This window comes from Niallia sp. XMNu-256, assembly GCF_036670015.1.
Lineage (GTDB): Bacteria > Bacillota > Bacilli > Bacillales > Cytobacillaceae > Bacillus_BD.
This window is the reverse complement of the sequence record NZ_CP137636.1, coordinates 1,590,651-1,608,766: the sequence shown is the minus strand read 5'-3', so window position 1 is coordinate 1,608,766 and position 18,116 is coordinate 1,590,651. Positions and strand designations below refer to the sequence as shown.

Here is an 18,116-nt window from a genome sequence, read left to right as displayed (position 1 = left end):
TCACTGCATTCATTAATTAAAACTTTATATTCCCCTTAAGTATTCAAGATTGGTCCTTGCCAACTGACTCCAAAATCCCCATATTAAAGATTTTTCAGCATATAGGTTCATGACAGAAATACTGAAAGGCTTTCGCAAAAAGCAAAAAAACCTTTCTTTTATTATTGTCACAAAATATTCACAGATAGACAAAAACCATGGTTACTTTACTCCCCCCATTATGGTATTGTTCATCACACCATAAAAAACCTTCGGAAAATATATAATCATCCCTCAGGGAATTGTAAGTTTAGGGAGAGAGTTGATTTTTTTAATCAACTTTATTTTTGTGATAATCTAGTTTTGAGTCAATCATAAGCGTAATTCTTGGAATATGGAAGATAAGTCATCAAATACAGGATATTTTAGCATTCCGTTTAAACAGAATGCTATATATTCCATTAGCAATTTTATGGCTTTAGACTAATGGCAAGGGACAAAGCTGAATCCCTATAGGATGTGGACTCCTTTTATAATTTTTCCTAATTCTATTGTACATCGTTGATACATACTTAGATTTTACGGTCGAAATAAATCATATGACATTTCATTTTTTAGGGGATGGCTTGCGTCCTAGGTTTATTGCAGATGCAAATGATGCTGCCTGGAGATGTAAAAACCGACTATTTAGATGAACCAGTATAGTTACGAGGGAGATACCTGAACGTGCAATAAAAATCATGATGAAACTTTACTGTACATTATGTGGTGAGTTTAAATTAATTTAATAGAAAATTTAACGCTTCACCAATTACTGAAATTCTTGGCTCTTCATTATCTCGACTTATCAAGTATGTTAATGGTCTCTGCTAAATGATTATTAAAAATTTTCCTCGCAGTAGAAAGCAAATCATTTATTAAAGGATCGCGTAATGAATAAATAACACGATTACCCTCTTTAGTACCAACAACAATATTTTTGTTTCTTAAAACCATAAGTTGTTGAGACACCGTAGAAGAACTGTCACTGCCAATAGCATTCTGAAGTTCATTCACACCCAATTCGCCTTTGGAAAGTTCTTCTAGAATTTTAATACGAAGGGGATGAGAAAGCGCCTTAAAAAACTCTGCCTTAAATTCTTGTAGTTCAAGATCCATAATATCCAACTCCTTAAGTTATAAACACCGAATCAAACTAGTACAATGATTCGTTCAAAGCCTGCCGCAAAGACTGTTAAATTCAACATTTGAGTATTTGGATCAATTTCTAAAGCGAGTTCTGAAAGCTATTGATCCTTGTAATCTAAGTCAAAATAAAACAAGTCTATGTGCGTTATTTAATAGATAATAGTTAATAATTGTTTCCTGTAATTCTTAACATAGATTGTTTTTTCTAATAAACCTTACTCAAAAGCAGAATGATTTCACTATCATCAACTTTAAAAATTCATCTATAGTTAATAATATATAAATATTTAAATAATAATATATAAAATAAATTTATAGGAACCATTTTACAGTAAATATAAACAAATGTCATTATACTAGACATATTAAGGCAAGTTTTTAATTTAAATAAAGTTTATATAATGTTTTTCAACAATAGATCCTTTCGATGGTTCAATGAAAGTTTTTTTGTGTTTTTACCAACTTTATTACATGGAAAATACCTACTAGTAGCATATTTTACCTAAAAGGAGCCTTTACTAATGTTTATTACACCAGCAGATATATAGTCGGATGTTAAATTATATTTTTCCTCTATTCTGGAAACGTTATCTATATTGAATAGGAGGGTGTGTTAATGGAGAATCGTCAAGATCGGATTAAATTGACATCTGCTGAAATGGGAAAAATAAATGTTGCTAACCTGTATGCAAACCATAAAATGCTTATGTGTTCCTCTACATTAAAGGCACTTTCCTACTAATAATGGAGGTGCCTTTTTCCACTTATGTAGAGATTACTTTGAATACTACTATTGGTTTGTTTTCTCCAAGAGAAAGTTTCACTTTATTTTTTCACGGGTAGATACTAACAATGAATTAAATTTTATTACAATAACATTAGGAAAAGCCGAACGTTAGGGGTGTGCTTTATGCAAGGTAAAAAGGTGGTCTATAATCATGAAATCTATACGGTTATATATGAATATGGGAATGGACAAATAGAAATCAAAAAAGAAAATTCAATACCTATAAATCCTGATGTTGAATTAGTAAAAAAAGAAGAAGTACATTTTTTGGAAGAATTAGCCAATTAAATAAAAAGTAATGAATCTCTCTTATTTAAGGTGATTTTTTTATACGCCTGCAATATAGTCAGGATCATATACAAAATTTAATTTTATTCAGTAATGTAGAACGAGGAAATCATGCATATGGAGAGTTCAAACATTTCGGAGCCTTTTAGGTTCTATGCATACCTTTATACATCGTTGATTCATCAAGGTTTTGGCAGATTTTTATCCAACACGTTCACAGGATGCCATATGGTCATTAGCAGCAAACGTCTTTCCCCCTTCTTTTATTCAACTGACCTAAAACGGGTAAAAAAAGAGCGGTTTCGATTGCTTTGTAGGAAAGATCCGATTGTGATAGAATGGTAACCAGGACAGAGTTCCTAATATTGACTAATTGCCCTCTTAGTTGTCCGACTAAGTGGGCTTTTTATTTCTATTAGGGGTCGGCAGGAAACGAAATGTAGTTAATAACGCTAAGGCTTGGATTCACTGCATAAATGGCACAATTCCCTAACATCTAATAATCATTAGCATTATTATTTATATAAAAATGAGTAAAAAAAAGGGAGATTGCTCTCCCTCCTATTCAGATGTATCCCTTTTCTTTCATACTATAATACCCAGCCTAGCATTTACAATAACATGGTCCAATACATCAATCCCTAGGATCTTACCGCATTCTGCTAATCTTTTGGTTACATCTATATTCTGTCTGCTCGGATATGAATCTCAACTTAGATGTTGGTGAAAAATAATGGATGCAGAATTATTTAAGTTTGCAGACTTAAACACTTCTTTTGGAATCACTAAGCTCACATTCAATCCCCCAACATGGCAACTGTGAACGGAAACTACTCTATTTTTGGAATTCAGACACATCACCTAAAATACCTCTCTGTTCTTATCGCCGATAAACTCTGAAGCAATTTTCGCTGCATTTCCCGGTGAACGAACAATAAACTTCTCTTCCCCATCCACCTTTTTGATTCTTAAAATTCAATAAACTGTTTTGATTTTGTCCCTCCCTCCTTTCTTTGTTCGGGAGAGACTAAACAATTCGCACAAACAGTGATAAGTGTTCGCTTACATAGAATTCCGCTGAGCAGATTCAGCGTCGGTTTTTCGCCCCCCTCCCAGTCCTTTCCACCTAAAAAATAATCGTATAGTTTTATATATTGCTATTTAAATGGGTCACCTTCCTACATGATTCGTTTTGAAATTCAAATTCTGTGACGTAGTCAAGCCCTTACACATTTTTCCTTTTTGCATATTTTAATAAGGGTTAGAGAAAGGAGGAGAAGAGTATGGGAGCAGTTGTAGATGGCGGAGTTGGATGCGCTGGCTTTGGCAGTGGATTTGCTTTACTTATTGTATTGTTTATTCTCCTAATCATTATCGGGTCTAGTTTCTGTGGTGGTTATGGCGGATTTTATTAAAAAATAAATAAATTTCTCGATGAAGGGAGGACTTTCTTCCATGTTTGGATATGGTGGTTGCGGTTATGGCGGTTATGGATATGGTGGTTGTGGCTTTGGCAGTGGATTCGCTTTGATTATCGTATTGTTTATCTTGTTAATTATCATTGGTGCAGTTTGCTGGTGTTAAAAAAAAAGCCCTTAAAAGGGCTTTTTTCAATGACAGCATGGTTTTTACTCGTTATGTTGTTTATTTTATTAATCATTATCGGAGGCTTACTCGTAGTATATTTAGAACCCTCGAGATTTGCCTCCCAAATATGGTTTAGGGTTACCTATTTTCTGGCACTATCACAAAAAGAAGGTTTCAATCAGCCCGTATTTTTTGGTGATCGTTCCGTATCATGATTCAGCCCTGAGGGTAAGGTATCATCCAAAGCTGAAGGATACTCGTTTTTCTGTAAGGATTGGTCTGTTGCGTTATAGAGATTATTAGAGGTATAGCCAACATTTCGCGGAAAATATACGCTAAGCACATTTTGACATAGAAAAAATGCATTTTCTATAGGCTTAGCCATTTAAAAATGTACAGAAACTTATCTTCAACCTATTTACTGAACATGGATAAGTGATTGGTTATTCAACATCATAGCTATGGTAAATCTCATAAACCATTTATTTATAAAGATATTAGAACTTAAGGATTTCTGAACAGCTCCTCAGCGTATGTTTTTGGCGTTTTTGGCGGGACCCTTTGAAGAACTAATGGAGTTCCAACTATAGTAGGAGGGACTCGTTGATCTTGACCAGATCCCCAACCAATTTGCAACACTCCGTCATTGATAATCGAACTAATTTTCAAATATTTAATATCAATTGTTTGTTGCAAATGCTTATCGACTTCAATCACCCCTTATTTAATCTATATAAAGAGTTAGGTTAGTATGGTAAAAGGAATCTAGAAAACCCGTCTTCCTAGCCTTTGACCTTAAAGATTATCGGATCGGTCGGTATGAAGGCTTGCCGTATACCCGATCTCTACTAAAGATAATCAAATGAAAAAAGCCTATCCACATTAATAAACTTTAAGATATATATTGAACAAAAGTTGGAACCCTAAATAACCCGGCCTTCGTGTAGTTCCTGAATTTAACCCGACATTTGATTTTCGTGTCCAAATAGATAAAATTTTTTATAGTCCGTCCAAAATCTTAGCATACAAAATTTCCGATTTTACCAGTAAGGGTTGTATAAATATAACAAACCTAATTTCTTAACATAAAAGTAAGAAATTAGGCTTGTTTCATTACTTCATTAAAGCACCCTATTATGGAATAACTAGAAAATATACTTATTCCTAAAGTCACTTAATTCTTGAAATAACACTTTTTTACTTGAAGAAGAACCTTTACATTTACTGCTCTAAATCCTCTTCTATTCTAAATTTTTTTGAGTTATTACTTGTCAAATGAGCATCAAACATATCAATAATTTCAAGGAACCGATCTGCTTCACGGAAAACATGGTCTGCTAACAGTGGATGAATGATACTCTTTATTTTACATTGTTCAATTAAATCACGTGCCGTTTTTTTGAAATCTCTAAGAGAAGCTACAGACACTCTATTCTGATCAAGGAATTGATCCAAAAGAGGTATTGTCTGAGATTGAGGTCTCATCCCCTCTAAATCCCTAGCTTGAAAGACCAATTCATCAAAATCATTACTAAAGTTTCGAGCCACATCAATAAGCTTTCTCTCTGATGGATCAAGAAGGTGTCCGATAAATTTCGCATGGTCAGCCATAATTCTTAAAAAGAAAACATTTTCCTTGATAATTGCATCTGGTAGTGGTTTTAATTTTCCTTCGTTTAATTCAATTAATCGTTTTCTAAAATAATTTGCCTCTCTACTTATATGGTCAACCAGTAGTGGGAAATTATTGGCTCCTGGCAATTTACATGCGAGAATTAGTCCTAGTACTTTTCGTTTAAATGCGAAAATATTAGTTGCTGCTTGTTGAACTTCTGAATTAAATCTTCTTATTTGTTCAGGATCGGTTTGATTGGTGTAAGTATGTGCAACTTGTTCTATCTGTTCAAATACTCGGTAAAAATGGTTGGCCTCTTGAATTAATTGAGTATCTTCTGCCCTAAAACCTAACCGAAGAAATAAAGAATGTTCTTTCATGATTCTAGACCAAAAACGAATCTCATTTAATGATCGCTCAACAAACCTTCCAGATGTAACACCCGTATCAGCATGTAATAAGTTGTGATCCCCATTCATTCCAAATCCCCCTATTCTTATTAACAAATCATAAAATTATACCCACCAAAAAAATTCCATGTAACTTTAAGAAACAGAATCGAGAGTATGTCCATACGTTTTAATGTATACGAAGGGAACAAAGCTTTAATTCATATTAAATTATTTAAATTTTAAAGTTATTCTGTAAAACTCCGAAAGGCATATAAAAACTAGTAATATAAATAACCAGTCCCAAAAAGAATCCATCGAAAAAAGAAAGAAGTTAGCTTAGAATGATATAGATAAAAGCTATGACAAACGGTAGTTTTTAAGTGTTACGCTATGAATTCGTTGTTATGTTAGTGTTTATATAACAAAAGATTTAAGGGAAAGGAAGTTGATTAAATGTCATGGTCAGAACGTTTTTTACTTGTTGGTTCGCTCTTACGACCAGATGAATTACAAACTTATAATCGCGAAATTGAAAGTCGAGATGATATAACTTATCCATTCTATGATGACTTAGAAGGCTACGCAGAAACAGAGGGAAAAGCCGTTACAGAAGTTGTCAAAAAGCAAATCGAAGCCGGTATTCCAGAAGTAACGGATGGAGAATACCAACGTTCTATTTGGCACTTGGACTTTGTCTGGGGATTGGATGGTGTGGAGCGTTCAATCGGTGATTCAGGTTGGAAGTTCCAAAATGATACGGATGGTTTTGAAGAAGGAACATTTGAAACTCGTAAAGATATCGACGTCAAAGTCGTAGCTCCTCTTCACTCTAACAACCATACTTTCATCGATCACTATAAACGTGTTCGTGAAGAAGCTGGGGATCACTCAGTTAAATTAACCATTCCATCACCTGCTCAAATTTATAACGAATTTGTGCGTTCAATGTCTAACGAGAACGGTTATTCAAACGATGTTTACCCAACGACAGATGATCTTGGTGAAGGCTTAGTTCAAGCTTGGAAAGAATTCGTAGACGAGTATACAGTTGTGGGTGGTGAAATACTTCAGTTTGATGACTGTACTTGGACACTCTTCTCAAAAGACAACCCAATTGGCTACTATACTCAAGTTGGAGCTACAGACGAAACTGTTAAAGCACAAGCAGAAAAGCTTGTTTCCTTAAACAATGCAGTAGTTGACTATGCCCATGAAAAAGGCTTAAAAGTATATACTCATAACTGTCGTGGTAACTACGGCTCTCGTTATGCTATGGGTGGTTCTTATGAACATGTTGCTAACTACTTCTTAGCTAATCAAAACTATGACCGTTTCTACCTAGAGTGGGACGATGACCGTGCAGGCAACTTAGTAGCCTTAGAATCTTTCAAAGATAAACCTGAAACAGAAGTAGTTATTGGGTTCTTATCATCGAAAAAATCTGTTCTAGCTGATAAAGATGCGGTTTTGGCAGAGCTTGAAGAAGCAGCAAAATACATCCCTAAAGACAAACTATACCTCTCACACCAGTGTGGTTTCGCATCATGTGACGGCGGAAATGACCTTACTCACGAACAACAGTGGAATAAAATCAAACAAGGCCAAGAGATCGCCCAAGCATTCTGGGGCGAGTAGATGAAAAGTTAGTTCTAGACGGTCCCACTATTTTTAACAAAAGAACGAAGCTCTATCGGATTAAATATATAGAATAATAAGATAACAAAAAGAGTGCAGAAATCTGCACTCTTTTATCATCATTTATGATACGGTTCTACGTGACGTATCTAAGTGCGGTTTTTAATAATTGATTTTTACTTTTTAAACCTTAACGGATTTGTCTATTTTGTCATTTAATTCGTGTATAGTGGGACAGTAAATCGTCCATTGCGGAAGAGCAAAATAATCGTTATGATTGCTACCTTTAGTTTTATTTTTTGTAATAATGTGTATAGATTTCTTGACGCAATCTAAACTTTTCTTCGTACTTTTGTAGCTTTTTTTGTCAGTAGATGAATTCAAGAATGGTTTTCGCTTACCAATTACCACTATATCCTTACCATCTATTGGGTTATCGAGTTTAACATATGGTTGGTAGTAATCACATTTTGTTTGAGGAAGCGTAACTGACAGCCTCGCAAAAATGCTAACATTTTTTTAACCATAAACGAAATGCAGATAGAAATGACACGAACAAGGGAATCCAAATCATGGCAAAAATGAATCATTAACAGTAGTCATACGGAGTTTTGAGAAAACAGGTGGTATGATATAATTATTTAATTAAAATACTTGGAGGTCCTATGCTTACTTTCGAAGAAAAACTATCGATTATTGAGTCTTTCCCAGAACTGGAGAGAAAAAATGTGTCTATGGGGAGAATTAATTTTCATTATGAAGCCAGTGCATCAGATAAAAAGAATGTAGTCTATCATTTACATTCTAATGGGAATGGTTTTGTATATGGAGCAGAATTAAATGGTTATAAAAAAAATGATAAAGGGATGGTCAACATCCGTGATTTTTCTGCTGATGAGCTTCGAACCATTATTCAAAAATCAATTCTCTCGTTAACTCCAAAGATATCCACTAAAGCACCTAGAGAAAAATGGATTAACCAAGATCATCAGACCTTGATTCTTGTGCAAGAAGAGGATATGTGGAGTGTATACGCAGGCAACAATTTAGATGGAGCTTTCAACTCTTATGGTGAAGCTGCAGAATATCTACATGAGGAAGGATTTAGTAGAGTATAGTTTAGAAATATAAATATCCATGCTTTTCACAGAAATGTTTCAAGGGGAGTCGAATCGAACCCCTTATTTTATAATACAGAATTTTAATATTAAAATTTGAGGAGGGTTCAATTGGATCAAAAACAGTTGCAGGATAAAATCATCGAAAACTACCAAAGTGAGGAGAAGATGATGATTCTCATCTTTGCCCAGTGGTGCATCAATAATGATCTTGTTCCTGAAAAAGTCTACCTACGTGCTTACCCCGATCAACAAGCTAACCAAACTTTAAGAGAGGCGTTAGAATTAACTGTTCCCAAAGAAGAAGCAGGTGAAGTAAAGGATCAAACCTTGCTGGAAGTATTATCCTTGTTCGGAAACGATGACCTTGCTTTTATCGTGACGGAAGAAATTAAAAAGCGGTGAGTCAAGGGGACAGGTTCCTGACTCATTTTTGGGATTTCCGTGGGTCAAGGGAGCTGTCCCTTTGACCCTCTGATTGGGATGAATATCACATTCATAGCAAAAAACTTCCTCGAAAAAATCAAAATGCTACAAAAGGTCTATCACATCTAGCACTGTTCAACCTTTATCGAGTACTTCCTCTGCCTCTCGAAGCTGTACCTGATTTGTTTGTTGGTCGACTATCATTCGGTTTTCTTCTAGAAGAAAACTCTCTCCCTTTGATTCTCCTTTTTCCACTACCATTAGGGCGTCTTGCTTTGTTAATTTGCTCGCTTCTTTCCTTTTGATAATCCTCGCGGTCAGGGATACTAACCCCTGGAATCACTTGTATCTCCAATTTTTGATGAATCCCTTTTTCAATCATTCGTAGGAACTCCAGATCCTTAGGATCCACTAAAGTAATGGCCATCCCATCGCCACCTGCTCGGCCCGTTCGTCCAATCCGGTGAACATAGCTTTCCACATCTTGGGGAATATCATAGTTATAGACATGGGTTACCCCTTCTACATCAAGTCCCCTTGCAGCAACGTCTGTTGCAACTAAAAACTGAGTTTTCGCATCACGAAATCGTTTCATCGCTTTTTCACGTTTGGACTGTGATAAATCACCATGCAACTCGTCTGATTCATACCCATTGGCAATTAATGCATCATGAAGCTTTTTAGCACGAATTTTTGTACGACAGAAGATAATCGCTAAAAAAGGACGATGTTCTTGGATTAAATGGAATAAAGTTGCTTGTTTTCTCCGGTCCGTTGTTTCAATCACAACTTGTTTAACCTCATCAACGGTTACTTTTTTTGCTTTCACTTCGATAAATTCTGGCTCTACCATATATTTTTTTGCAAGAGAGTGAATTTCGTTAGGCATGGTTGCGGAGAACAGCATCGTTTGTCTAGAAGAAAGGGTTTCATAAATAATGTCTTCCACCTCTGGAAGAAATCCCATAAGTAACATTTGGTCCGCTTCATCTAACACAAGCATCCTAATCGTTGAAAGATCAATGGTGGCACGTCGTATATGATCTAATAACCGACCTGGCGTTGCAACGACAATATGTTGAGCCCCTTTTAACTTCTTTAGTTGATGCTCAACATCCTGACCACCATATACAGCTAATACATTGACACCATCTAAGTTCTCAATCATTTTCTTAATTTCTTTTGAAATTTGCTGAGCCAATTCTCTTGTTGGAGTTAAAATAAGTGCTTGAACATCCGACTTGTGCACATCAATCTTTTCGAGAATGGGAAGAACAAAAGCCAATGTCTTTCCTGTTCCAGTTTGTGCTTTTGCAATAACATCCTTCCCCTCAAGTACTGATGGTATCGTCCGTTCTTGTATGGAAGTAGGCACTTCTATACCTAATGACTTTAATGTATGGTTAATCTCTTTTCGAATACCAAGTTGTAAAAAATCTAGCAAGGCTCATCACGTCTCTTTTCTTATATAATGCCCGTTTGTTTGTTCAAAGGCTTATTTACTATAGCATATTGCTTAGTATTTACAGAGTGATATTTGATTATTTATGTTGTATTTCCATGGATGCGTCTCCTATTTGTAAAAAGAGGCCTGACCCCAGGTACGGTAATGCTATATCAAATTTGGGGTCAGGCGCTGTGATCTGAAACAAGATTTATCGGGGCGTCACAGGAACAAGTTTATGAAGCAATGAAGTAAAACCACAAGAATATTTCTCGCCTTTTTACACAAAAATAAGAAGATTAATAATGGAAAAATTATCAAATTAAAGGAACGGGATACCCAAAATTTCAATTCCAGATAGGAAGTTTTCACTCCTTGCAAATAGTATCCAAATAAATGTTTTATAGATTGTTATACCAGAACTGAATATGCTCATTTTTTTTCACATGCCAGAGCCTGCTATACACCCCCTGTAAAAGTACCCTTCAAAGGTTGTATGAATTTTTGCCCTCTTGTATTTGAAAATCGTTTGTTTAAAGTCCATGACAATGAATTCGATAACACCATCTAAAGAGATGGACAGGTTTAATTTATGACAAGCAAGATGAACTTTGGACCAAAGGTTGTAAATGTCGTCAATGGGAAAGAAAGGCTTGGCTGCTTTTATAAAATCTTCATGAACATAATCCGGTTAGAAGCTTGAGTCTAGTTCATGCCATGCTGTTTTATGGTGTCGAGCATGACGGTTTAGAATAGCGTTAGGTTCTCTTCTACATTTCTGTCCTGTTTCTTCTCTGCATGAGTGTTTGGAGAATGGGTATATTCCATGGACTGTTGATTCATTTGAGACCCATTTACGTCAAAACGGTTTTGTTTATTATTCTCACAGAGTGAGCTTTGCTTATTCTTTGTTTTATTAGGAGTGACAGGTACAGCAAAAAACACGCAATTCGGGGAGAATTGCGTGTTTTTTAGGGGAGTTAGTGAGAATTTGGTTAGAAATTATTCTTTTGTAAAGCGGAGATCTTGGGGTGACAGTTGGTCTTATGCATACATTGAAACGTGGTTACAACGTTCAGTTATTAATTAATTGCCTTAACTCTTCTGTCATTTCCTCAACTAACTCTGGTCTGCCATGAAACTGAGCCGGAGTATTTTGAAAAAGCTCAATTTGCCATTCATGATCTTTCTTCACTGCAACTAGCGTTTGATGGGCATTTATCGCTGGCTCAATATCTGTTTTTCCAGGTGGAATCATCCCTGCAATTGCGTGTAAGATTGCAGCATCCGTTCCTAAAAGCCGGATATCTTTAACTTTAGTCACAAAAGGAGGCGTCGGATGGTCTTCAAATATCGGTGCCAGGTGCGATAAGATCTCCTCTCGTCCTTTTACCTTACTTCCATCAAAACCAATTTGGACTCCCTGTTCTGCGAAGAGGGAAGCCATTCCGTGAGCATCGCGTTTGTTCCACGCATCTATTAGTTTTTGATATAAAATTTGTATTTCATCTTGAAATGAATCATTCATGTTTTCTATTCCTCCTTAATGATCATTAATCCTTACTTGTTATGGATATTGGCCATAGCCTCTTAAATATTTTTCAAGTTTTGTTAATCGGCCCTTCGATCAAATATAATCCTTTATACCCCGAGAACAGTTTCTGGAATACTTAAAATCGCAAAACAGTATTATTTAAGACGGTTCTCCAAAGATTCGATGGCCAGTATTAGTGCGGTTAAGCGCCGCTCATTTAATGTCTTTTGAGAACTCCCTTCTTTTGCTTTTGTAGTCTGCTTTTCGATAGACGGAAGGAGACCTTGTAGTATCTCTTTAGCCGTCAAAATCCTTTCTTTATCATAGGAAAAATCTGTGCCCTTCCAAGTGTTAGTTAAGCTGTCTAAACCGATTTTTACGGCATCTCTTCTCTTTAGGACAAGAGTTGTATTTGATCCTTTTTCGGTCATGCTATTGTAAGCATTGGTTAGTTTATTATAAGTCGACTCCAAGGATCTAATAGACAAATCTTGGGTTTCTTGACTAACAGTCTTCATCTATAACCTCTCTTTTCTCATTATTTCTTGTTTCACAATATGGCCTTTTATGTAAAAAAAGCGCAGATCCTTTATTCCGGAGATGCGCCCTTTTGCTGAATAAAATTTAATCCTCGTTCAATTGATCAAAGACATCTTTTATCGATGAAATGCTTTATCCTTTTAAGGAAAACCTTTGTTACCTTCCTATTAAAATGATGGATAGATTATTTTTCCTGTTTCTACTAATTGCTTCAATCCTAAAAACATATAATGCCAACCTTGTTCGGTTTCTTTTTTCCATTCTTCATGTGCTTTTTCAATATCTTCTTCGGCCCAGCCTTCTTCATGGATCACGGTAATTTCTTGCGTGAAGCTCATTTCACAGCCTGATTCAAGCGGTTGGATCTCCACTGTAATGTCGTCTTCTAAATCACTAAATTGTGGCATTTGGAATGTGAAAACAAGTTTCGTTGGTGGTTCAACCACTTTGTATTCTCCAATTGCTCGATAATCTTTCCCATCTCGGTGATCCACAATTTCCCAGGTTCCGCCAACACGAGGTTCACTCTTCGCCACTTTATTTGTGTGTTCCATGGTGAACATCCATTTTTTAATCATTTCTACGTTCGTCCACGCGTCAAACACTTTTTCTGCTGGAACATCAAATTCGCGTTTCATATTAAGGGTTGTTATTGATGTTTTTGTCATGCAAACCATCCTCTTCAATCATATTTATTCTATTTTAACTACTTGAAACAGGGTTCTTTTAAAACGACAGCGGCCATTTCAAACAGTTAGTATATCTAATATTGGATCATTTTACAAAATACAACCCTTCACAATAAAAACTATTTTAAGTTGGTATGTTTATAGCCAGCCTGCACCATTTCATCGGAAAAATTTTGTTTGGCTACACTAAAGGCGCTCATATATGTGCCATGATCGGTTCAAATGGTTCAATAGTATAAATAAAGTTTAGGGAGCCGATGGCTTTCCAACTATAAGCTCATCATTATTTATTGGTATTCATTCTATCCTAATACCCATAAAAGGCATCTTTTTTAATATTTCGTTTTGAAACGTTATTTTTTTGTAGATAAGTAGAAATAGAACCTACCATTGACCTCGATCCTGCAATAAAATAGTTACCATTATTCTTATTCAAGGTGGCAAACTTATTTATTTCATGATGTAAGTTTTCCCTTGAATCAAGGTAAGTTACACTTATTGAAGTTTTGTTAGCAATTTCGTCCAGTTCTTCTTTAAATAGATATAACTTTTTGCTATCTATATAGTGAAGTTGGATTTGTTTTTCGACTCCATTCCCCTCTGCCTCTACTTGTTTTAATATGGAACGAAATGGTGTGATTCCAATTCCACCAGCTATGAAAAGGGAAGGATTGTTATCTTTCAAATAAAAACTCCCTACTGGCCCGGCCATTCTAATTTTCATGCCCTGTTTTAATTCCAACATCGCCTTCTTAAAATCGCTTGGATTCTCACCAATAGCCATTGTTAGTCTCACAACATTCTCAGTGGGAGCAGAGACAAGAGTAAATGGTTTTGTAGGATTTTTTATTTTCTTATGAGTAATGCTAAACAACCCATGTTGTCCTGCTTTCCAAGTTAAATCTTCTTCTTTTTTAAATAGGAAGGAATAAACACCTTCTGACTCTTTATAGCTTTGTAAAAATAATAAATCTCTTTTTTTAAATATAGATAATGTATCTTGAAAAAAACTCATTTCTTATCTCCTCTATTAAAAATTTTAAAAGGACAAAACAGATCACTGATTGGCAACAGTGATCTGTTTTGTGTTGTCTATTTTAAACCACCCTTTTAATACAGGAGGTTTCCATTCTGGCTTTTATTTCTTAATTTCTAACAACAGGGATCCACATTTCACCGTATACTAAGCCGTCTTGCTGTCCCATCAAAACCGCTGCATTTGGACCACCAACATAGGATACCTCCGTTACTTCCATCAAGACTTCACCAAAGGCAATACCAGTAAGCTTGTTACTCAACTCTTCATCTGTATTGGCTTCCCCTTTAACAACGATGTATTCCCCTTTAGGAAATTCGATCATTCTAGTTGCTTCTGGCAAGGACTCCTCCGTCATTACACCCGCGTAATGCATCATCTTGTTATTTACTGCTTCGTTTACGATAAAAATATAGTCATTTGTTGCGACAGCTTTTAACTTCTCAAGCGTTCCATCTTGATTAATAGCTTGCCAAAAGTCTGCTTTTTCCTTATGAATCCCAGCATAGTCTGTGTAATCACTCTTTAGCTCCGTTCCAATCCCTAAAACAGTAAAGCTGTCCTTTTCTTCTAACGTATAAGTTGCCACTTCAAAATTCCTCCTTTTAAATTAGACAAAAGATTTATTTTTATACTTACTGGATTTATAATAGCATTGAATCATGTCAAAAAATGATACTGTTTAGGAGGACCCAATGAAAAAAGTTGAACGGATTAATACCATCATGCGGTATATCAACAATCGCTCCTACTTTACCATTTCTGAAATTATGCGGGAATTTAACATCTCTCGTTCGACTGCTATTAGAGATATTAGAGAAATTGAAGCGATGGGGATGCCTCTTGAAGCTGAAGTTGGAAGAGATGGCGGGTATTCTGTCATGAACAACTCTGTCCTGCCTTCTATTAACTTTACCGATAATGAGGTTAAAGCACTTTTTATTGCCTTTATGGCCTCAAGAAATCAACAACTTCCCTATTTAAAAAGTCGACAGTCTTTAGCTGAAAAATTACTAGGCCTCATCCCAGAATACCAACAAGAGACTCTAGTGTTATTAAATCAAATCTTGCTTTTCGAAGGGACGAATCCCAATAATCCTGATTTACTTGATCTGTCAGACCTCCCTCATCCTATGTTAGAAGAGCTCATCCAACTCATTCTTATGGATCGCCATTTATTGATTACCATCAAAGTAGGTGAGGTTATAAAGTCTTATCCCGTTTATCTCTTGCATCTTTACCGCGAAAAAAGCCTATGGCAAATTGAAGGATTTGACTTAAAGGAAGAAAAAAAGAGGACTTTTCCTGTCGACCAGCTCACCAATGTAAAACCATACCCTACGAAAAAAAGAGTAAATAATAAAAAGGATTTAGAAAAACTAAGTAAGCAGGAAGAAGTAAACAATCTTGTCATCGAATTAGGTCCAAAAGCAATTGCCCAGTTTAGAAAATACCATCCTTTTAAATATTCAATTTCGTATACAAATCCTTACCAAGCCACAGCTATCTTAAAGACTTTTATCAATATTAATATGCCCGAAGAATTGACGGATATAACCAATTGGCTTCTTTTCCTAGGTGACGATATCAAGTTTAGGGAAGTGCCAGAAGAAGTCTTAGAAAGTTTACGAAAGAGAGTTTGCTTATACGGCCAATAAGCGTGGCTAGTGGAAACACTGGGGACGGTTCTCGTGTTTCATTTTCACATCTTTTATGGGAATCAGAACTGTAATCATAATAGTAACTAGTGAAGAGACCAGTTTTTTAGGGTCTTTTTCATTAGAACCTTCCCTGCACTTCTAAACCATAATACGACACCTTCAAATGTTAGTTGTTGGGGTGCTGTTTACTGGTCCTATATCCCTTTGTGGAGGCAAACTACAACCGTTCCTATGGCAACTTTCTCACACATCAAGAGGTTTACAAATTTAAACAAACTTCGGTTCCCTTCGGCTGGTGACAGGCACCGAATTTTTATTGGAAAACAAAATTATAGCCAACGGATTCATGTTTCGATGCCTTCTGACTAACTAACTACAGTTCAAAATAAGATACCCCTGTCCGTAAAACGAACAGAGGTACAAATTTCTCTTAATAATTATAAAAAATGATTTCTAATTTTTTCATGATCACCATTACATCTTCCATTCGTTTAATGTTCATCTATATTATTATCTAAACTGTATTCGGCATTCAGAAGATGTCGTTTATGGCAGTATACCTATGGATATTCAACAAAAGCACCCGTTCGTTTAGGTACATTTCTTTACAATCTTGCTTAGGTATTATGTTTCTCATAACAAAATCTACCAGTATGTCGGCAGGCGTTTTAGTAACTTTTGAATTTTTCTATTGTACCCGGTATGCTGAACCCGATCCAATCAAAGAATAGCTAAACCTTGCGATCCAAAATAAGGAAATTCAGTCCATTTAGCAACTTGTATTCTTACTAGACTACCATCATCATTGATATTAAATACTGATACTGTACCCTGATTCCCGTTTAAAGTGTAAAGATTTCGGCCATCCTTACTCACTCCAACATTCATTGGCAAGCCAGTTGCTGTCCCTGCCGGTGTACTAGTAGTATGCCCGACAACTGTTAGTGCACCGTTACGATCAATCCGATAGATCGTTATTGTGCCGCTTAAGGTGTTGATAGCGTAAGCAAATTGCTCGTTCCTCGATGTAGTAACCCAGCAGGTCGCTTTTTGGCCGGTCGGTATAGAGCCACTGATTACATTAATTATCCCGTTGTCACTTAACGAATATGATGATAGTGCATTAGAACCTGCCTCCGAAACCAAAAGCACTCCTGAGGAAAGGATAGAAGAGCCAAACGGTGTCATACCATTAGATTCATTAATAATTGGTCCATTAAGAGTACCATTTTTATTAACATGGAATACACTGAGATGGTTTGTAGTAAGCTCGGGTACAACCATTTTACTGCCATCCCGAGTGAAGAGAATTTGCACAGGCTGAGCATTAATGGTACTTAGAGAATGAATAGATCCTGGGATATGAGTAAGGTGCCCACTATCCTCTATTCGAAAACCCGAAATATTAGATGTAAATTGATTAGCGGGATCTCCCACATTGGAAACATAGAGAAGATTACCGAACACACCTATGCTATTGGGCTGAGTGCCTCCCGATGGCTTCACATCCACGAGAATAAGTTTTCCTCTGTCAGAAACAATGAAACTACTTATACTATTACTGCCTGTATTAACGGCAAATAGGAAACGGCCATCGGGGGACAAAGTTAGTGAGCCTTCTGACATAAGGGGATCGATACCATCGTTTGGTGTTGCAGTTGAGACCTCCTTTGCACCGGTACCTTTTCCATATGTTGGGTATGACCCGACAAAAGTAAGCATTCCATTCATATCCCTATTAAAGGCAATGACTGTATTCATTGCTTCCATATTAGTCATAATGTAAACCATACTCGTATGAACATAGTTGCTGGTCAACTGCATTTTATGATTCCCCCCCTCCATAATTTTATATGGTTCCTTTTACCATTTAATTCCCCAAATGGATTTAATGGGTTTACAAAGTGAGGTGGACTACTACTACTACACTGATTTCAATAAGAGAATTCGTTTCTACTTATTGAAGAAACACACCCGTAGGGTTAGCCAATTTTTAAAGTGTACCCCTTGTAAAGGACATTTTAAAATAGACGGCTCCTTTCTTTAAATTAGAACAAAATCTGTAATGAACTAACTTGCTCCTTTTGTGCAGTAAACTCAATTCCATAATATGTATAAAAAATTAGTACCTATTCATCTTCTCTTTTGAGATTCAGTGTCTTTCTTAGCTTAATTACCATCAATGAATAGATGTATT

20 protein-coding genes are annotated in these 18,116 nt (G+C 35.9%); 8 read left to right on the top strand and 12 right to left on the bottom strand.

All coding sequences use genetic code 11. The features are described 5' to 3' along the window. Nucleotides 1-813: 813 nt before the first annotated feature. Complete coding sequence (locus R4Z10_RS08225; RefSeq protein WP_338472702.1) at nt 814-1,137, bottom strand: metalloregulator ArsR/SmtB family transcription factor; 324 nt, start codon at nt 1,135-1,137, stop codon at nt 814-816. Between the two features lie 646 nt (nt 1,138-1,783). Between R4Z10_RS08225 and R4Z10_RS08220 the strand changes: the two genes are divergently transcribed. Both R4Z10_RS08220 and R4Z10_RS08215 read left to right on the top strand, forming a co-directional pair. Further along, the gene (locus tag R4Z10_RS08220) at nt 1,784-1,909 is read left to right on the top strand and encodes a hypothetical protein (RefSeq protein ID WP_338472701.1); all 126 of its coding nucleotides are present in this window, start codon (nt 1,784-1,786) and stop codon (nt 1,907-1,909) included. 168 nt (nt 1,910-2,077) lie between these two features. After that, the gene (locus R4Z10_RS08215) at nt 2,078-2,242 is read left to right on the top strand and encodes a hypothetical protein (RefSeq protein ID WP_338472700.1); all 165 of its coding nucleotides are present in this window, start codon (nt 2,078-2,080) and stop codon (nt 2,240-2,242) included. A 585-nt stretch (nt 2,243-2,827) separates the two neighbouring features. Here R4Z10_RS08215 and R4Z10_RS08210 read toward each other — a convergent pair. Next, nucleotides 2,828-2,926, bottom strand: coding sequence for a JAB domain-containing protein (locus tag R4Z10_RS08210; protein WP_338473196.1), 99 nt, complete (start codon nt 2,924-2,926; stop codon nt 2,828-2,830). Between the two features lie 24 nt (nt 2,927-2,950). Beyond that, a complete protein-coding gene (locus R4Z10_RS08205) occupies nt 2,951-3,100 on the bottom strand; it encodes a JAB domain-containing protein (protein WP_338473195.1) in 150 nt (49 codons plus the stop codon). 425 nt (nt 3,101-3,525) lie between these two features. On the opposite strand from R4Z10_RS08205, the gene R4Z10_RS08200 reads away from it, so the two are divergent. Together R4Z10_RS08200 and R4Z10_RS08195 are read left to right on the top strand one after the other, a co-directional pair. After that, complete coding sequence (locus R4Z10_RS08200) at nt 3,526-3,657, top strand: YjcZ family sporulation protein (protein ID WP_338472699.1); 132 nt, start codon at nt 3,526-3,528, stop codon at nt 3,655-3,657. A gap of 40 nt (nt 3,658-3,697) precedes the next feature. Then, nucleotides 3,698-3,826 (top strand): YjcZ family sporulation protein, encoded by a 129-nt coding sequence (locus R4Z10_RS08195; RefSeq protein WP_338472698.1) that lies wholly within the window; start codon nt 3,698-3,700, stop codon nt 3,824-3,826. 507 nt (nt 3,827-4,333) lie between these two features. Here the strand turns inward: R4Z10_RS08195 and R4Z10_RS08190 are convergent. Further along, on the bottom strand, nt 4,334-4,546 hold the full coding sequence (locus tag R4Z10_RS08190) for a hypothetical protein (RefSeq protein WP_338472697.1): 213 nt from the start codon (nt 4,544-4,546) through the stop codon (nt 4,334-4,336). A 504-nt stretch (nt 4,547-5,050) separates the two neighbouring features. After that, entirely contained in the window at nt 5,051-5,923 is an 873-nt protein-coding gene (locus tag R4Z10_RS08185) for a DUF2935 domain-containing protein (protein WP_338472696.1), read from the bottom strand. Nucleotides 5,924-6,289: 366 nt separating this feature from the next. Here R4Z10_RS08185 and R4Z10_RS08180 point away from each other — a divergent pair, with 366 nt between their 5' ends. From R4Z10_RS08180 to R4Z10_RS08170, 3 genes are all read left to right on the top strand, one after another. After that, nucleotides 6,290-7,471 (top strand): 5-methyltetrahydropteroyltriglutamate--homocysteine methyltransferase, encoded by a 1,182-nt coding sequence (locus tag R4Z10_RS08180; protein WP_338472695.1) that lies wholly within the window; start codon nt 6,290-6,292, stop codon nt 7,469-7,471. A gap of 665 nt (nt 7,472-8,136) precedes the next feature. Then, nucleotides 8,137-8,589 carry a hypothetical protein gene (locus tag R4Z10_RS08175; RefSeq protein WP_338472694.1) on the top strand — a complete coding sequence of 151 codons (453 nt, stop codon included), beginning with the start codon at nt 8,137-8,139 and terminating at the stop codon, nt 8,587-8,589. A gap of 111 nt (nt 8,590-8,700) precedes the next feature. Beyond that, nucleotides 8,701-8,994: a hypothetical protein gene (locus R4Z10_RS08170; RefSeq protein WP_338472693.1), complete on the top strand. Its 294-nt coding sequence runs from the start codon at nt 8,701-8,703 to the stop codon at nt 8,992-8,994. Nucleotides 8,995-9,157: 163 nt separating this feature from the next. Here R4Z10_RS08170 and R4Z10_RS08165 read toward each other — a convergent pair whose 3' ends face one another. From R4Z10_RS08165 to R4Z10_RS08140, 6 genes are all read right to left on the bottom strand, one after another. Beyond that, nucleotides 9,158-10,459, bottom strand: a complete 1,302-nt coding sequence (locus tag R4Z10_RS08165; protein ID WP_338472692.1) for a DEAD/DEAH box helicase — start codon at nt 10,457-10,459, stop codon at nt 9,158-9,160. Nucleotides 10,460-11,534: 1,075 nt separating this feature from the next. Then, complete coding sequence (locus R4Z10_RS08160) at nt 11,535-11,987, bottom strand: SgcJ/EcaC family oxidoreductase (protein ID WP_338472691.1); 453 nt, start codon at nt 11,985-11,987, stop codon at nt 11,535-11,537. A 161-nt stretch (nt 11,988-12,148) separates the two neighbouring features. Continuing rightward, on the bottom strand, nt 12,149-12,511 hold the full coding sequence (locus R4Z10_RS08155) for a hypothetical protein (RefSeq protein WP_338472690.1): 363 nt from the start codon (nt 12,509-12,511) through the stop codon (nt 12,149-12,151). Nucleotides 12,512-12,700: 189 nt separating this feature from the next. Continuing rightward, on the bottom strand, nt 12,701-13,201 hold the full coding sequence (locus R4Z10_RS08150) for an SRPBCC domain-containing protein (RefSeq protein ID WP_338472689.1): 501 nt from the start codon (nt 13,199-13,201) through the stop codon (nt 12,701-12,703). Nucleotides 13,202-13,529: 328 nt separating this feature from the next. Further along, the gene (locus tag R4Z10_RS08145; RefSeq protein WP_338472688.1) at nt 13,530-14,237 is read right to left on the bottom strand and encodes an FAD-dependent oxidoreductase; all 708 of its coding nucleotides are present in this window, start codon (nt 14,235-14,237) and stop codon (nt 13,530-13,532) included. A 130-nt stretch (nt 14,238-14,367) separates the two neighbouring features. Further along, complete coding sequence (locus R4Z10_RS08140; RefSeq protein WP_338472687.1) at nt 14,368-14,847, bottom strand: GyrI-like domain-containing protein; 480 nt, start codon at nt 14,845-14,847, stop codon at nt 14,368-14,370. Between the two features lie 106 nt (nt 14,848-14,953). Here R4Z10_RS08140 and R4Z10_RS08135 point away from each other — a divergent pair, with 106 nt between their 5' ends. After that, entirely contained in the window at nt 14,954-15,916 is a 963-nt protein-coding gene (locus R4Z10_RS08135) for an HTH domain-containing protein (protein WP_338472686.1), read from the top strand. A 723-nt stretch (nt 15,917-16,639) separates the two neighbouring features. On the opposite strand, the gene R4Z10_RS08130 is transcribed toward R4Z10_RS08135, so the two are convergent. After that, nucleotides 16,640-17,743, bottom strand: coding sequence for a beta-propeller fold lactonase family protein (locus R4Z10_RS08130; protein ID WP_338472685.1), 1,104 nt, complete (start codon nt 17,741-17,743; stop codon nt 16,640-16,642). Between the last annotated feature and the right edge of the window lie 373 nt (nt 17,744-18,116).

Coding starts and splice junctions, on each gene's coding strand:
- R4Z10_RS08225 (WP_338472702.1), bottom strand. CDS start 1,137: ATGGATCTTGAACTACAAGAATTTAAGGCAGAGTTTTTTAAGGCGCTT.
- R4Z10_RS08220 (WP_338472701.1), top strand. CDS start 1,784: ATGGAGAATCGTCAAGATCGGATTAAATTGACATCTGCTGAAATGGGA.
- R4Z10_RS08215 (WP_338472700.1), top strand. CDS start 2,078: ATGCAAGGTAAAAAGGTGGTCTATAATCATGAAATCTATACGGTTATA.
- R4Z10_RS08205 (WP_338473195.1), bottom strand. CDS start 3,100: ATGTGTCTGAATTCCAAAAATAGAGTAGTTTCCGTTCACAGTTGCCAT.
- R4Z10_RS08200 (WP_338472699.1), top strand. CDS start 3,526: ATGGGAGCAGTTGTAGATGGCGGAGTTGGATGCGCTGGCTTTGGCAGT.
- R4Z10_RS08195 (WP_338472698.1), top strand. CDS start 3,698: ATGTTTGGATATGGTGGTTGCGGTTATGGCGGTTATGGATATGGTGGT.
- R4Z10_RS08185 (WP_338472696.1), bottom strand. CDS start 5,923: ATGAATGGGGATCACAACTTATTACATGCTGATACGGGTGTTACATCT.
- R4Z10_RS08180 (WP_338472695.1), top strand. CDS start 6,290: ATGTCATGGTCAGAACGTTTTTTACTTGTTGGTTCGCTCTTACGACCA.
- R4Z10_RS08175 (WP_338472694.1), top strand. CDS start 8,137: ATGCTTACTTTCGAAGAAAAACTATCGATTATTGAGTCTTTCCCAGAA.
- R4Z10_RS08160 (WP_338472691.1), bottom strand. CDS start 11,987: ATGAATGATTCATTTCAAGATGAAATACAAATTTTATATCAAAAACTA.
- R4Z10_RS08155 (WP_338472690.1), bottom strand. CDS start 12,511: ATGAAGACTGTTAGTCAAGAAACCCAAGATTTGTCTATTAGATCCTTG.
- R4Z10_RS08150 (WP_338472689.1), bottom strand. CDS start 13,201: ATGACAAAAACATCAATAACAACCCTTAATATGAAACGCGAATTTGAT.
- R4Z10_RS08145 (WP_338472688.1), bottom strand. CDS start 14,237: ATGAGTTTTTTTCAAGATACATTATCTATATTTAAAAAAAGAGATTTA.
- R4Z10_RS08135 (WP_338472686.1), top strand. CDS start 14,954: ATGAAAAAAGTTGAACGGATTAATACCATCATGCGGTATATCAACAAT.
- R4Z10_RS08130 (WP_338472685.1), bottom strand. CDS start 17,743: ATGCAGTTGACCAGCAACTATGTTCATACGAGTATGGTTTACATTATG.